The following is a 14,332-nucleotide window of genomic DNA, read 5'->3' as shown; positions in this document are numbered from 1 at the left end:
CGCCCGAGCCGGTGGCGCCCGAGCCGATAGTGGAACCTAGCGCTATCCATTATAGGGAGCGGTGAGACCTGATCGCCAGTGACAAAACGGGCGGGGCCGGCCCGCTCCGGCCGACCCCGCCCCCCGCCCGTCCCGGGCTCAGGCGCCGAGCTCCCGGAGCAGCTGCTCGGCCGCCTCCAGGCCGGAGGAGAACGCGGCCTCGTGCGAGCCGATCTGGTCGTGGTGCAGCTGCTTGGAGTGGAAGTACGAGCCGGCCAGCTTCACCCGGGTGCCCTCGTTGACCTGGTAGATGGTCTTCTGCAGGGTGCGCAGGTCCATGTCGATGACCGGGTGCTCGTACGGCAGCTCCTTGATCACCAGCTCCTGGCGCAGCGAACGCGGGTAGTCCAGGGTGACGAAGTAGTCCCGCTCGGACTCGAAGCCGTGCAGCCGGTTCATGTAGTAGACGACGTACGGGCGGACCTCGCCGTCGACCTCGACCTTGCCGTAGTTCCAGTTCTCCCAGCGGGAGCGGTCCTCGGGCATCACCGAGGCGTCGGTGTGCAGCACCACGTTGGAGGCGTTGTAGCGGATCTTCGCCAGGGTCCGCCGCTGCAGCTCGGTCGGGTCCGCCAGCAGCGCCCTGGCCTGGTCGCCGTGGACGGCGAGCACGGCGTGGTCGAAGCGCTCGGTGCCGGCCGCGGTGGTGACCGCGACCCCGTCGGGCAGCTCCCGGACCTCGGTGACCTTCTCGGTCAGCCGCAGCTTGGGGTCGATCGCGGCCAGCGCCTTGCGGACGTAGGTGATCGAGCCGCCGCCCACCGTCCGCCAGTCCACCTTGGCGCCGCCGAGGCCGCCCTCGTCGTGCGCCATGAAGAAGGCGATCACGGTGGTGGCGGGCATCTCCCAGATCAGCTCGGCCGGCACCGACCAGACCGCGGTGCACAGCAGGATCACGTAGCCGTGCCGGAACTCCTGGCTGTAGCCGCCGCGGTCGAGGTACTCGCCGAGCGGCAGGTCGGTGCGCTTGCGCAGGAAGTCCTTGCGGCCCTCCTCGTGGAAGCGGCGGGCCTCGCGCCGGATGGTGAGGAACTCCTGCGGGTAGCGGCCGGCCACCTCCTCCTCGGGCAGGGCCATCTCCTCGGTCCCGAACTGCAGCCCGGAGTCCAGGTCGAAGAAGTTGAAGCCGCCTCGGTGCTGGCGGAACGGCACGTCGAGTTCGTCGAAGAAGCGGCTGAGGTTGGGGTAGCTGGGCCGGTTGAAGATCACGAACGCGGTGTCGATGCCCAGGATCCGACCGTCGTCCTCCACCTCGACGGTGTTGGCGTGGCCGCCGGGCCGGTCGTCCTGCTCGAAGACGGTGAGCTCGGCGTGCTCGCGCAGGCGGTAGGCGGCGGAGAGGCCGGAGACACCGGCGCCGATGACCGCGACCCGGGGCTTGATCGGTGCTGACATGGCAGAGTCCTTAGCTGGCTGGGGCGATGGGGAGGTCGGGGCGGGAGCCGGTCTCCAGGACCGGTCCGAGGACGGCGAGGCCGGCCAGCTGCTGGAGCCAGGCGCAGGTGCCCCGGCGCAGCTCCTGCCGGCAGGCGGGGCAGACCTTCAGGTCCCGGTCGAGGTGGTGCGCGGGGACCTCGGTGCGGCAGTTCGGGCAGGGCAGGCGGCGGGTGGCGGACGGCGCGGCGGTGGGTCTCGGCATGGCTCGACTCCTGGCTGGTCCGGAGTTCGGTGCTGGTGTCGGTACGCGGCCCGGCGGGCTCAGGTCTCGGCGAGGCTGAGGTCACCGCGCTCGGCGAGGCGGAACTGCCAGTGCGAGAACAGCCGGTTCTCCCGGTACAGCTGCTGCAGCACGGCCATCACCTCGTCCACCACCCGGCTGTCGGTGACCGCCTCGTGCGGGCGCAACTGCTTGCGCAGCCGCTCCAGTTGGAGCAGCAGCAGGGCCGGGCTGGGCAGCGGGTCGGCCATCGCGCCGGCCGAGTGCACGTAGGTGTGCAGGCAGGCCGCGACGGCGTGCAGCAGGCAGTACTGCTTTGCCAGGTCGAAGAGTTCGGCCGACTGGCCGTACTCGCGGCCGAGTTCGGCCCGCAGTGCGGCGCAGCCGTCGCGCAGCACGGCGGTGTGGTCGAGCAGTTCGCCCGCCACGTCGGCGGCGCGGGTCAGCCGGTCGCGTTCGTCGCCCTTGGCGGCCGCGGCCAGCACCCGCAGTTGGGCGAGGGCGGCCGGGGCGGCGAGCAGCGCGTCGTCCCGGCCGCGGCTGAACAGCTGCTGGTCCCAGGGCCGGTAGAGCGGCAGTTCGCGGTCCATCCCGTAGAGCGTGGCGACCCGTTCCTCGGCGGCGGCGCGGGCCTCGGGCGAGGGGTCGGCGGCCGTGGCGAGCAGGCCGTCGAGCTGGAGCGCGAGGTTCTTGAGGTTGACCACGGTGTTGCCGTCGGCGAAGTTGGCCACCAGCATGTCGCGGAGCATCTTCTGGTGGATGCCGTAGTGCGGTTCGGCGCGCAGGTAGAAGCGGGCGCCCAGCACGATGTTGAGCTGGGACATGGTGCTCTCCAGCACGGTCGGCACGAAGTACTTCACCGCCGAGGACCAGACGCTGGCCTGCTCGGGCACCAGCTGGAGGCTGCGCACCGCCCCCAGGCTGACCGCGTCGGCGGTCATCAGGTCGGCGAAGCACTCGGCCAGCTGCCGCCGGGAGTACGGGATCTCGCTGACCGTGCGGCCGAAGATGACCCGGCGCTCGGTGAAGTCCAGGGTGATCCGCAGTGCGGTGTCGACCGCCGAGAGCGCGATCGAGCCGATCAGGGTGCGGGCCACCTGGGAGGTCTGCAGGGCGATCTCCAGGCCGGCGCCCTCGGCGCCGAGCCGGGCGGAGTCGGGGACGAAGACCCGGTCCAGCCGGATGCCGCTCATGTCCAGGGCGCGCAGGCCGTGCAGGCGCTCGTTGGGGAGCTCCTCGACCGCGCCGGCCGGGGTGCGGCGCTTCTCCAGCAGGAAGATGGAGTAGCCGGCCGGGCCGCCGGTGTCCTTGGTGCGGGCGAAGACGCTGAGGCCGTCGGCCACCCGGGCGTTGCCGATCAGCCACTTCTCGCCGGTGAGCAGGTAGCCGCCGGGGACCTTCTCGGCCTTGAGCTCGTTGCTGAGCACGTCGCTGCCGTGGCTGCGCTCGGACAGGCCCCAGGCGTACCGGCTGCCCTGCTTCATGGCGTCGCTGAGGTACTGCTTCTGCTCGTCGGTGCCGGCGATCCAGGCGGGCAGGAAGGCCAGGCTGGTGATGATCAGCGCGGTGGCGGTGGTGGGGTCGCGGCGGGCGATCAGGCGGAGCAGGTTGAAGCCGGTCTCCACGTCGCCGGCCCGGCCGCCCTGGGCCTCGGGGATGTTGTACTCGTGCACGCCCCAGCGCTGGAGCAGGTTGACGAAGCCGTACGGGTACTCCTCGCGTTCGTCGTGGTCGAGGACGGCCGCGAACGGCATCCGGGCGTCGGCGTCGTGCGGGTCGCCCAGGTACTCCTCCAGTTCGGCGGCGAGGGCGGGCAGATCGGTGCTGTTCACCGGGCCTCCGGTTCGGGATGGCTGCATCGGTCACACCCCCGGGCGGGCGAGCGGTACGGGCGCCGCGGCGAACATCCGGTGGTCGCGGCGCAGGTCGAGCACGACGTCGAGGGCGGGCAGCAGGTGTTCGGCGGCGCGCCGGACCGGCTGCTGGTCGGCCCGGGCCAGCAGGTAGCCGAGGCAGGCGCCGAGCCAGTCGGCGGAGCCGGGCTTCTGCCCGTACAGCGGCAGGTGCCGGCCGGCCCACCAGAGCTGGAGGCAGCAGGCGGCGGCGTGCAGCCAGGCGAACCGCTCCGCCAGGTCGGCGGGGCCGGTGCCGCCGGGGGCGCCGGCGGCCTCGGCGGCCTCCGCGGGCAGGCCCCGGACGGCGGTCAGCAGCCGCTCGGCCAGCGCGGCGACCGCCGGGGAGCCGGCCTCGGCGAGCGCCCGGGCCGCGGGGGCGGCGACCGCGGCCAGGGTGCCGGTGGGCAGGTCCCGGCCGCGGGCGCTGAGGTCGAGCCGGCCGGGGTCGTACGGCGGGAGTTCCCGGTCCAGGGCGAAGACGGTCCGGGCGGCCTGCTCGTCCCCGGCGCCGGCTTCGGCGGCCGCGGCGAGCGCGGGCAGCTGGCCGGCGAAGGAGCGCAGGTTGGCCAGGGTGCTGGTGTCGACCACCCGGACCAGCGCGGCGTCGCGCTGGAGCTTCTGGAACAGCCCGCCGCCGGGGCCCTCGGTGCGCAGCACCGAGCGGGTCGCCAGGGTGGCGCCGCAGCGGGCGATGGCGTCCTCGACCGCCTCGGCCACCACGTGCTTGGCCGCGCAGCCCCAGACGCTGAACTGCTCGGGTGCGACGTGGATGCCGCGGGCGGCCGCCAGCGCGACCGCGTCGGCGGACAGCAGGGCGGCCGCGGCGACGGCCAGTTCGCGCCGCTGGTAGGGCGAGTCGATCAGGAGGGTGCGGCCGGTGCGGCGTTCGGCGGCGAAGTCCAGGGTGAGCCGCAGGGCGGTGTCGGCGCAGCCCAGGCTGCCGGCGGTGCTCATCAGCCGGACCACCTGCTGGGCCTTGACCGCGACCTCCAGCGCCTGGCCGGGGCGGCCGACCAGCTGGTCGCGGGTGACCGGCAGGCCGTCGAACCGCGGGTGGGCGAAGTCGATCCCGCGCATCCCGCCGGTGGCCACCGGCGCGCCGCGCCGCAGCCCGTCGGCGGCGGTGGTGAGGTCGAGCAGGACGGCGGAGAAGGCGCCCGGTCCGCGCCCGCCGGTGCGGGCGACCACGTACATCGCCTCGCAGCGCTGTCCGAGGCCGACCATCCACTTGCGGCCGGTCAGCCGCCAGCCGTCGCCGTCCGGTTCCAGCCGGGCCTCGTTGGCCAGCAGGTCGCTGCCGTGCCCGGCCTCGGAGAGCGCGAAGCCCACCGCGCCGCCGCGCCGCAGCAGGCCGGCCAGCCACTGCTGCTGCCCGGGTGTGCCGTGCAGCCGCACGCAGGTGGCGGCGGTGATGGAGAACATGGTGGCGGGCATGGTGTTGAGGTCGCGCCGGGCCGCCGCGCGGACCAGCAGCAGGCTGCGGTCGAAGGACTCGAAGCCGCCGCCCCACTCGGCCGGGAGGTGGTCCAGGTGGAAGCCGGCCTCCCGGAGCACCCCGGCCAGTTCGTCCGGGAACTCCCCGCGCTCGTCCCGGCGGACCGCCGCGGCGAAGCCGTACGGGCCCGAGGGGTCCGCCGGGTCGCCGAGCAGCAGCTCCAACTCGGCTGCCTTGCGTACCAGTTGCTCGATCACAGGGCACCGCCCAGGGCTGCCACCGGGGTCTCCAGCGGCACCGGCCGGTAGTCGGCGACGGCGGCCGGCAGGTGCACCCCGGCGGTGCGCAGCGCGGCCACCCGGGTGTGGAAGGCGGCGCCGCGCATCAGGTGGTGGGCGACGTCGGCGACCCGGCGGTTGCCGGGTGCCTTGAGGTAGCTGGCGGTCACCCAGTCGTTGAAGCTGCCCATCGCCGGGCCGCACCAGATCTGGTAGTCGAGGGTGCGGTCCGGGTCGCCGACGGTGGACCAGCGCGAGGACATCCCCAGGTACCAGCGGAACACCAGCGCCATCCGGCGCTTGGGGCTGTCCTGGGCGCGGGCCAGCTGCTCGGGGTCGCGGCGGCTGAAGTAGCCGACGCACTCCTGCCAGACGTCGGCCAGCGGGCGGCGGAAGACCTGCGCCTCCAGCCGGGCGCGCTCCTCCTCGGGCAGCGACTCCAGGCTGTCGTGGGCCTGGTAGAGCTCGTACAGCTTCTTGGCCCGCATCGGGAACAGCGTGCCCTTCTTGAGCACCTGGAGCTCGACGCCCAGTTCGAACATGTCGGCCGCCGGGGCCATCTCGCAGTCCGCGATGCCGGCCTCGGCCAGCAGCGTCTTGGTCGCCTTGGAGGCGCCCGACTCGACGCAGGACTGGTTGACCGAGCCGGTGACCACGTACGCCGCGCCCATCGCGAAGGCCGCGGCGACCGCGATCGGGGTGCCGAGCCCGCCGGCCGCGCCGACCCGGATCGGCTGCGGGTAGCGGTGTTCGCGCTGCACGCCGTCGCGCAGCCGCAGGATGCTGGGCAGCAGCGCGGGCAGCGGGCGGCGGTCGGTGTGGCCGCCGGAGTCCGCCTCCACGGTGATGTCGTCGGCCATCGGCACGTACTTGGCCAGCTCGGCCTGGAGCGGGGTGATCAGGCCCTGGGCGAGCAGGGCGCTGACGGTCGCGGCGGGCGCCGGTCTCATGAAGCGCTCGGCGGTCTCGGTCCGGGAGATCTTGGCGATCACCCGGTGCTCGGCGACCACCTGGCCGCCCTCGCCCTGCCGCAGGCCGGCCAGCCGGTAGCGGACGATGTGCGGGCTGAGCGCCATGAACGCGGACGCCTCCACGCAGCGCACGCCGTGCCGCAGGAACAGGTCGACGGCCTCGCGCTCCAGCCGTTCCTCGCTGGGGCTGTGGATCAGGTTGACGGCGTACGGCAGGCCGGGGATCTCGGCGGCGAACCGGCCGAGCGCCTTCGCGATGCTCTCCGGCAGCAGGCCGGCCGCACCGAAGGAGGCGAGGAAGCCCTCCCGGGCGAGCGCGATCACCAGGTCGGCGGAGGCGATGCCGCCGGCCATCGCGCCGGCCAGGTACGGCTGGCGGACGCCGTGCGCGGCCAGGAAGGCGGCCGAGCCGAGCCGCTGCGGCGGCAGCGCGGCGACCGCCGCCAGCAGCGGCAGGCCGTCCCCGGCGCCGGCCGCGACCGGGCGGCCCTCGCCGGCGGCGCCGATGCCGCGCGGGGTGCGGACCACGAAACAGGGCCGTTCCAGGTCGGCCAGCACCTGGTAGACGCCGGCCGGGTCGGTACTGGGGTACTGCTCCCCCTGCCAGAGCAGTGGTGTCTGCGGGTGGTTCATGTCGGTTCGCTCTCCTCGGACAGGGGTGGTCAGGCGGTTTCCGCAACGACCTCGATCGCCACGCCGGTGAGCTCGTAGATCCGCAGGCCGGGCTTCCACAGGTCGGCGTCGGCGATCACGACGACCCGGCCGGCCTCCCGGCGGACCTCGCGCACGTGCACGTCGAAGCGCAGCTCCCGGTCGTGGCGCAGGATCTGGCCGCGGTACTTCCAGGCGGTCTCCACGTCGGTGGCGAGCGCGAAGCGCGGGCGCTCGATCCCCTCGGCCAGGCCCTGCTCCAGCACGAACAGCCGCAGCGCCTGCAGCACCGCCTCGACGCCGAGCGAGCCGGGCATCACCGGGTCGCGGTGGAAGTGGCAGTCGAAGTACCACTCGTCGGGTCGGACCTCGCGGTGGCCGTGCAGGTAGCCGAGACCGTGCCGGCCGCCGTCGGCGACCAGGTCGACCCGGTCGACCAGGTCGAAGTGCCCGCCCGGCAGGTGCAGCCGGCCGCCCGCCGGGTCGGTGAACGCGGCCGCGCCGCCGCCGAGTTCGATCCGGCGGACCCGGTCGGCGGCGGGCTGCTCCCGGTCGATCCAGGGGACGACGTACTTCCCGGCGTCCAGGCCCGCCTGGTTGGCCAGCGCCGCCTCGCTGAAGTAGCCGAACAGCGACTCGCCGGTGTAGAACACCTCGCCGTCGGCGGAGAGTTCGTAGCTGAAGTTCTGCAGCACGGCGCCCTGGACGGCACTGGTCATCAGCAGCTTGGAGTGGTGGCGGATGGTCTTGCCGCGCAGGTCGAGGTCCTTGACCAGGGTGGCCCGGCCGTCCAGGTTGCGGATCGCGTACTCGGTCTGCGGCTGCTTGAGGGTGGCGCCGAGGTAGTAGCCGAGCAGGATGGCGGCCTGCAGCGAGGTCTCCATCAGGACCGCGTTGGGCACGTGCGGGTGGGAGTTGTGGGTGTAGTACCAGGCGTCGTCCGGGGAGTCGTACTCGGTGACCATCTCCGAGCCGGGGCCGAGCTCGCCGCGGGTGCCCTGCAGCGACATGATCCGGTCGACGAACTGGAAGTCCCCGTTGGGGATGTAGGGCGCCCGGTGGTCGGCGTAGACGTCGAACTCCGGCCCCATCGCGGTGCCCAGGTCGCCCTTGGCGGCGTGCGCCAGGTGCAGCTCGTTGATCATCGCGGGTTCGCCGGAGCGGTTGCGCCGGCCCAGGAAGGCGGGCACGCCGCCGGCCTCGGGACGGTACGGGGTGCCGTCCTTCTCGCGGATCTGGATGCCGAAGTTGCGCATCCGGATCACCGGCTTGTCGCCCAGGTACACCAGGATGTCCGCGATCACCGAGGGGCGCGGGAGCATGGTCAGCTCCATCACCTCGATCTCGTACCGGATCTCCCGGTGCGCCGGGGTGATCTGGCCGCGCACCTGGACCTCGGTCTGCAGGCCGATGATGGTCTGGAAGCGGGCGTCCGGCAGCACCAGGTGCATGCCCTGGTGCAGCAGGTACGCCTGCAGCGCCTGCACCGCGCCCTCGGCGACCATCGAGCCGGCCAGCACCGGGTCGTCCGGGAAGTGGCACTCGAAGTACCAGGCGTCCGGCTGGAGTTGCTTGCGTGCGGTGAGCGCGCCGAGGCCGCGCGGGCCGCCGGTGCGGTCGATCCGCAGCTCGTCGATCATCCGCAGCCGGGCGTCCGGCAGCCGCAGCGCCGGGTTGAGGCCCTCGTCCTGGGCGTGCTCGGGGCCGAACACCTCGCCGGGGCGGCCCTGGGCGAGCAGTTCCAGGTCGGTGGCGTCCAGGTGGTTCTTCGCGGTCCTGGCCAGAGGCTTGAACCAGGTCCGGGTGAGCGCGGCCCGGGCGGCCTTCTCCTTCTCGGTGATCACCACGCCGAGCGGGGTGTCCAGCTCGGCCTGGCTGAAGAACCCGGCCGAGGCGTCCTTCAGCTCCAGGATCAGCTCGCCGTCGGCGTAGCAGAGGTAGCTGAAGAAGAAGAGCGTGGTGTCGCCCTGGGTGACGAAACGGTTGATCGAGATGTCGTAGCGCAGGGTCTGCCCGGCCCGCGGCAGGTCGCCGTGGAAGACCAGGGTGGAGTCCAGCAGCCGGTAGACCCGCTCGCCCTTGTTGCGGAAGTCGATGCCGAGGTAGCTGATCAGCAGCAGGTCGCACTGGCCGGCCTCGATCGCGACCGCCGGCGGCACGCCGTCGTCGACGGTGTACCAGGCGTCCTTCGGCACGTCGTACTCGGTGCGGATGAAGGACGGCCGGTACACGCCGGTCTCCGCCCGCAGGTCGGTGACCCGGGTGACGAAGTGGTACGGCGGCGCGGGCAGCCGCACCCGCTTGCCGTAGCCGTCGATCTCGGCGAAGGCCGGGCCGAAGACCGCGGCCAGCGAGCCGGTGGCGAACTCCAGCAGGTCCGCCTCGTCCCAGATCACCCCGTCGGCCCTGGCCTCGGCCGGGGCGGGCCCGGGCGCGGGCACCGGGGCGGGAGCCGGGGCGGGTGCCGGGGCGGGAGCCGGGGCGGGTGCCGGGGCGGGCGGGAGTTCCGCCCGCGGGGTGAACCCGACCGCCTCCGGCGCGGGCGCGGGCGGCAGGCCGGGGTGCTGCGCGGGCGGCCCGTCGAGCAGCGCCTCGGTCCGGGCCAGGGTGCTCTCCTGGAGGACGCGCTGGGTCTCCATCACCACCGAGTGGGTGGCCACCATCTGCCGGCGCAGCTCGCGCACCAGGTCGCGGGCGCGGTCGCCGTCGGCGGGCGCCGGGTCCGGCCCGGCGGCGGTCCTGGCGGCGGACGGCGCCGCCGGACCGGGTCCGGCCGGCGCCGGACGGCGGGCGGCCGCGGGGGTCGGTGCCGGGGCCGGCTCGGCCCAGGGCAGGAAGGCGATCGGCTCACCGTCGAAGGTGATGACCTCGGGATCGGCGAGGGTCGGGTCTGCGGGCATCTGGTCCTCCGGCGGAACGGGACCGGCTGGTCCGGAAGGGCCGGCCGGGGCGGGGCCGGCCGGGAGGGGGCGGGCGGCGGCCGGGCCGCCGGGACCCGCGCCGAGCGCGGCCAGGACCGGCGCGGCGAACGCGGGCGGCGCGCTCACGGGCAGGGCGGCGGCGGCAACCGGGCGGGCCTCGGCCGCGGCCGGGTCGGCCTGCGCCAGCAGCGCGGCCGTCGCGGCGGCGACCGTGGCGGGGATGGACGGGCCGCCGCCGACCGGGAAGGCCACCCGGGCCGCCCGGGCGGGCGCGGCGGGCGCCGGTCCGAGCAGGCCCACCAGGTCCAGCGGCACCCCGTGCACGATCAGCCGGGCGGCCACCTGGGCGACCGAACGGGCCGCCGGCACACCCCGGCGGTCGACCGACACCGCCACGTGCGGCGCCCCGCCGAGGGTCTCGCGCACCCAGCGGGTGCAGGTGGCACCCGGGCCGACCTCCACGAAGTATCGGAACCCCCGGTCGTACGCGGTGCGCACCAGCCGCGGGAAGTCGATCGTGGAGCGCAGCGTGTGGGCGATCCGGTCCGCGACCCGCTGCTGGTCGAGGTCCTCGACCGGGCCGTAGTCGTAGGCGCTGAGCAGTTCCAGGCCGCCGGTGGAGCCGGTGGGGTGGCTGTTGAGCTCGGCCAGGCCGGCCACCTCGCCGTCCACCACCGGGCAGTGCATCACGCCGTTGACCGGGGAGCGGGCCGCCGGGCAGCCGAGCTCCTCGATCAGCTGCCGGCACTGCGCCGGATCGCCGGCCACCACCAGTTCGCCGGGGGTGTTGACGTGGGTGAGGAACACCCGGTCGTAGCGGGTCAGCGCGGCCCGGACGGTCTCCGGGTCGGCGAGCAGCACATGACCGGCCCAGACCTGCGCGTCCGGGGTGTCGGCGGGCAGGTCCCACAGCTCGCGGACGGTGTCGCGCGGGCCGTTGAGCCGGTGCTTGAACAGCGGGGTGGCGCTGATCCGGTCGTCCCGGCGGGCCGAGCGCCGCCAGCCGCCGGTGGCGAACAGCATGCTGCTCTCACCGAGGCTGTAGCCGAACGCGCCGTGCACCGGTACGCCCAGCAGGTCCCGCACCAGGTCGGTGTTGAGGATCGCGAAGGTGGTCCCGGTGGCGAGCATGAACGGCAGGTCGTCGGCGAGTTCGGCCTCCAGCGCCATCAGCTCCCGGCGCCCGGGGGTGACCTGGGTGCGGGGGTGGAGCCGGGCGGTGCGGAAGGTCCGGTCCGGTTCGGCCACCTCCGCCTCGAAGCGTTCCAGCAGGCCGGGGAAGGCCCGGAACAGGTCGCGGCCCAGGCCCGGGTACGAGTTGACGGCGCCCGGGTAGACCAGCGCGACCTTGCCGTCGGGGCCGATCGGGTGCGGGGTGTAGCAGCTGCCCGCCGGGGTCGCCCAGTCCTCGCCGCGCTCCTGCGTGCCGGGCAGGTCCCGGGCGGCCAGGTCGAGCTGGCGGGCCAGCTCGTCCGCGTCCCGCCCGACCAGCACCACCCGGGGCGTGCCGGCCGGCAGTCGGACGGCCGCCGCCCTGGCCAGCGCGTACGGGTCGGCGCCGTCGGCGAGCAGCGCGCGGTGGCGCTCGACCTCGGCGAGCAGGGCGGCGGGCTCCGCCGCGCCGAGGGCGAGCAGGACCGGGCCGCCGGCCCGCTGCCAGTCGCGTTCCTCGGTGCGGCCCCGGGTGCGGTCGGCGGACAGCACCAGGTGGCCGTGGGCACCGCCGCCGCCGATGAAGGAGACCGCCGCGTACCGGCGCCCGCCCTGCTCCTCGCGCAGCCAGGGACGGGAGGAGTCCGGCAGGTAGCAGCCGGTGGCGGCCAGCTGCCCGGCCCGTTCGGCGGCCGGACGCTGCCAGCCCGGCACGCCGGGCAGGTAGCCGTGGTGCAGGGCGAACACCGCGCGCAGCAGCCCGGCCATCGCCGCGGCGCCCTGGGCGTCGCCGAGCTGCGCCTTGGCGCTGCCGAGGGCGGGGCCCGGGGTGCCGGCCGGGTGGACGGCGGCCAGCGCGGCGAGTTCCGCGCCGTCCTGGGCGTCGGTGCCGCCCGCGTGCAGTTCCAGGTAGCCGAGCCGCTCGGGCCCGATGCCGGCCTCGGCGAGCGCCCGGCGGGCCGCGTCGGCCAGCGCACCGGCGTCGGCCTCGGGCAGTTCGCCGTCGACCGGGACGGCGTGCCGCAAGGCGACGGCGTCCAGCCGGGCGTAGGCGGGGCGGGCGCCCTCGCCGGGCCGGGTGAGCACCACGGCGCCGGCGCCCTCGCCGATCCGCCAGCCCTGGGTGCCCTCTCCGAAGGTCAGCCCGGGGCCGGCCACCGGCGCGCCGTCGGTGCCGTTGATCCGCAGCAACAGGCTCTCCGGGGAGCCGGCCAGGTCGACGGCGCCGACCAGGACCGCCTCGACGGTGTCGTCCAGCAGCAGCAGCCGGGCCAGTTCCAGGGCCTGGGCGGTGCCGGCGGCCTCGGCGGAGATGGTGAAGGAGGGGCCGGTGAGGTTCCACAGCGAGGAGATCCGGCTGGCCATGATGTTGCCGATGTAGCTGAGCACCTCGTTGGCGACGATCGGCTCGTGCACGCCGTCGCGGGCCAGCTCGGTCAGCCGGACCCGCTGCGCCTCGGTGAGGTCGAGCCCGGCCCGGTCGAAGAGCTCGTGCAGGTGGGCGCCGAGCCGGTGGCGGGCCAGGTGCAGGTGGGCGCTGGGCTCGATCTCCATCGCCACCACCACGGCGACCCGGCGCGGCGCCGGTCCGCCCTGGCCCGGGTCGCTGTCGCGGCGGTACCCGGCGTCGCCGAGCGCCTCGTCGGCGACCTCGGACATCAGGGCGTGCTGCAGGTTGTAGTTGCGCAGGTCGGCGGGCGGGATCCGGTGGTCGACCGGGTCGACGCCGACGGTGTCCACGAAGCCGCCCTCGGGCAGCGCGTCGCGGGTGAGCCCGGCGGCGGCGAGCGCGCCGTCCGCGGTCTGCTCCAGGCCGCGCCAGCGGCGCTCGGGCAGCGGCCCGAAGGCGTCCAGGCCGTCGTGCACGGCCCGTTCGAACGCGGCGGCGGTGGTCAGTGAGCCGAAGTGGGCGCCGACGCCGACCACGTCGAGCGCGGGCGGCGCAACCGGCTCGGGCGCCTGCGCGCGGGCGGTGGCCGCGTCGGAGAGCACCACGTGCGCGTTGGTGCCGCCGAAGCCGAACGCCGACACCGCGCCCCGGCGCTCCCCCGGCCCGGCGGGCCAGGCGCGGCCGGTGCGCACCAGTGCGCCGGCGACCGGGCCGTCGGGGCCGGCGACCGGTTCGGTGACGCCGATGGTCGGCGGGAGCTGGCCGTGCCGCATCGCCAGCACCACCTTGAGCATGCTGCTCAGCCCGGCGACGGTCAGCAGGTGGCCGATGTTGCCCTTGACCGATCCGAGCAGCGGCACCTTGCCGGCCGGGCCGAAGAAGGCGGCCACCGAGGCCGCCTCGGTGGCGTCGCCGATCGGGGTGCCGGTGGCGTGGCACTCCAGGTAGTCGATCTCCTGCGGCGCCACGGCCGCGTCGGCGTAGGCGAGTTGGTACGCCCGGTGCTGGCCGGCCTCGCCCGGTACCAGCAGGTGGCGGCCGGCGCCGTCGTTGGACAGGCCGATGCCGTCGATCACGGCGTGGATCCGGTCGCCGTCGCGCTGCGCGTCGGCGAGCCGCCGCACCGCGAACATCCCGGCGCCCTGGCCGGTCAGGATGCCCGCCGACCGGCTGTCGAAGGGCTGGCTGAACCCGTTCTGCGGGTAGGCGTGCAGGTCCGAGAAGGACAGGTGGATCAGCGTCGGGTCCGGTGCGCAGACCCCGCCGGCCAGCACCAGGTCCGCCTGGCCGGCCGCCAGGTGGTCGCAGGCCAGCTTCAGCGCGTACAGCGCCGAGGAGCAGGCCGCGTCCAGCGCGTACCGGGGGCCGCCGAGGCCGAGCGCGGCACCGACGATCCGGGCCGGGGCGCCGCTGACCCGGGCGTCGGCCGGGTCGGCGGCGGGCCCGGCCGGCGGCGGGCCGAACGGGCCGAGGCCGCCGGCGGCCAGGCCGTCGCGGACCGCCTGCTCGACCAGCGGAAGGCTGATCCGGGCCGAACCGGGCGTCGGGAAGGAGTAGTTGCCGAGCACCAGGCCGGTGCGGCCGAGCAGTTCGGGCCGCTCCAGGTGGCCGCTGTCGCGCAGCGCCTCGCGGGCCACGTACAGCGACCAGTGGAACACCCGGTCCAGCCGGGCCAGCCGGTCGGCGGCCAGCCGGTAGCCGGTCGGGTCGAACGTGAAGTCGCGGACGAAGCCGCCCCTGGTGTTGGTGATCCGGTGCTGCGGGTCGGCGGTACCGGGATCGGCGGGCGCACCGAAGATCTCGGGGCCGCCCTCGGTGCGGCTGTCCGCACCCGCGCTGAGGTTCTGCCAGAACTCCTCGGGGGTGGCCGCACCCGGGAAGAGGCAGGAAAGTCCGACGATGGCGTACTTGGTCATGGAAGCCGGGTCCCTCCGGGCTGTGGG

General features: G+C 74.8%; 6 protein-coding genes. All 6 read right to left on the bottom strand.

Features of this window, described 5'->3' with window-relative positions:
* Nucleotides 1–138: 138 nt before the first annotated feature.
* From AC2TEW_RS13405 to AC2TEW_RS13380, 6 genes are read right to left on the bottom strand one after another with little or no spacing between them, the layout of a single operon-like run.
* On the bottom strand, nt 139–1,434 hold the full coding sequence (locus tag AC2TEW_RS13405) for an NAD(P)/FAD-dependent oxidoreductase (protein WP_484623588.1): 1,296 nt from the start codon (nt 1,432–1,434) through the stop codon (nt 139–141).
* Between the two features lie 10 nt (nt 1,435–1,444).
* Nucleotides 1,445–1,678 (bottom strand): hypothetical protein, encoded by a 234-nt coding sequence (locus tag AC2TEW_RS13400; RefSeq protein WP_484623587.1) that lies wholly within the window; start codon nt 1,676–1,678, stop codon nt 1,445–1,447.
* A gap of 59 nt (nt 1,679–1,737) precedes the next feature.
* A complete protein-coding gene (locus AC2TEW_RS13395) occupies nt 1,738–3,528 on the bottom strand; it encodes an acyl-CoA dehydrogenase family protein (RefSeq protein ID WP_484623586.1) in 1,791 nt (596 codons plus the stop codon).
* Nucleotides 3,529–3,558: 30 nt separating this feature from the next.
* Nucleotides 3,559–5,283 (bottom strand): acyl-CoA dehydrogenase family protein, encoded by a 1,725-nt coding sequence (locus tag AC2TEW_RS13390; RefSeq protein WP_484623585.1) that lies wholly within the window; start codon nt 5,281–5,283, stop codon nt 3,559–3,561.
* The gene (locus tag AC2TEW_RS13385) at nt 5,280–6,908 is read right to left on the bottom strand and encodes a PfaD family polyunsaturated fatty acid/polyketide biosynthesis protein (protein ID WP_484623584.1); all 1,629 of its coding nucleotides are present in this window, start codon (nt 6,906–6,908) and stop codon (nt 5,280–5,282) included. Before AC2TEW_RS13385 ends, AC2TEW_RS13390 begins: the two co-directional genes overlap by 4 nt.
* A gap of 29 nt (nt 6,909–6,937) precedes the next feature.
* The gene (locus AC2TEW_RS13380; protein ID WP_484623583.1) at nt 6,938–14,305 is read right to left on the bottom strand and encodes a beta-ketoacyl synthase N-terminal-like domain-containing protein; all 7,368 of its coding nucleotides are present in this window, start codon (nt 14,303–14,305) and stop codon (nt 6,938–6,940) included.
* Nucleotides 14,306–14,332 lie beyond the last annotated feature (27 nt).

The organism is Kitasatospora sp. NEAU-CNBT7, from assembly GCF_057220535.1.
This window is presented reverse-complemented; position numbering and strand designations above follow the sequence as displayed.

Bases quoted from the DNA above. Each gene is read 5' to 3' on its own strand.
- AC2TEW_RS13405 (WP_484623588.1), bottom strand. From the start codon at position 1,434: ATGTCAGCACCGATCAAGCCCCGGGTCGCGGTCATCGGCGCCGGTGTC.
- AC2TEW_RS13400 (WP_484623587.1), bottom strand. From the start codon at position 1,678: ATGCCGAGACCCACCGCCGCGCCGTCCGCCACCCGCCGCCTGCCCTGC.
- AC2TEW_RS13380 (WP_484623583.1), bottom strand. From the start codon at position 14,305: ATGACCAAGTACGCCATCGTCGGACTTTCCTGCCTCTTCCCGGGTGCG.
- AC2TEW_RS13385 (WP_484623584.1), bottom strand. From the start codon at position 6,908: ATGAACCACCCGCAGACACCACTGCTCTGGCAGGGGGAGCAGTACCCC.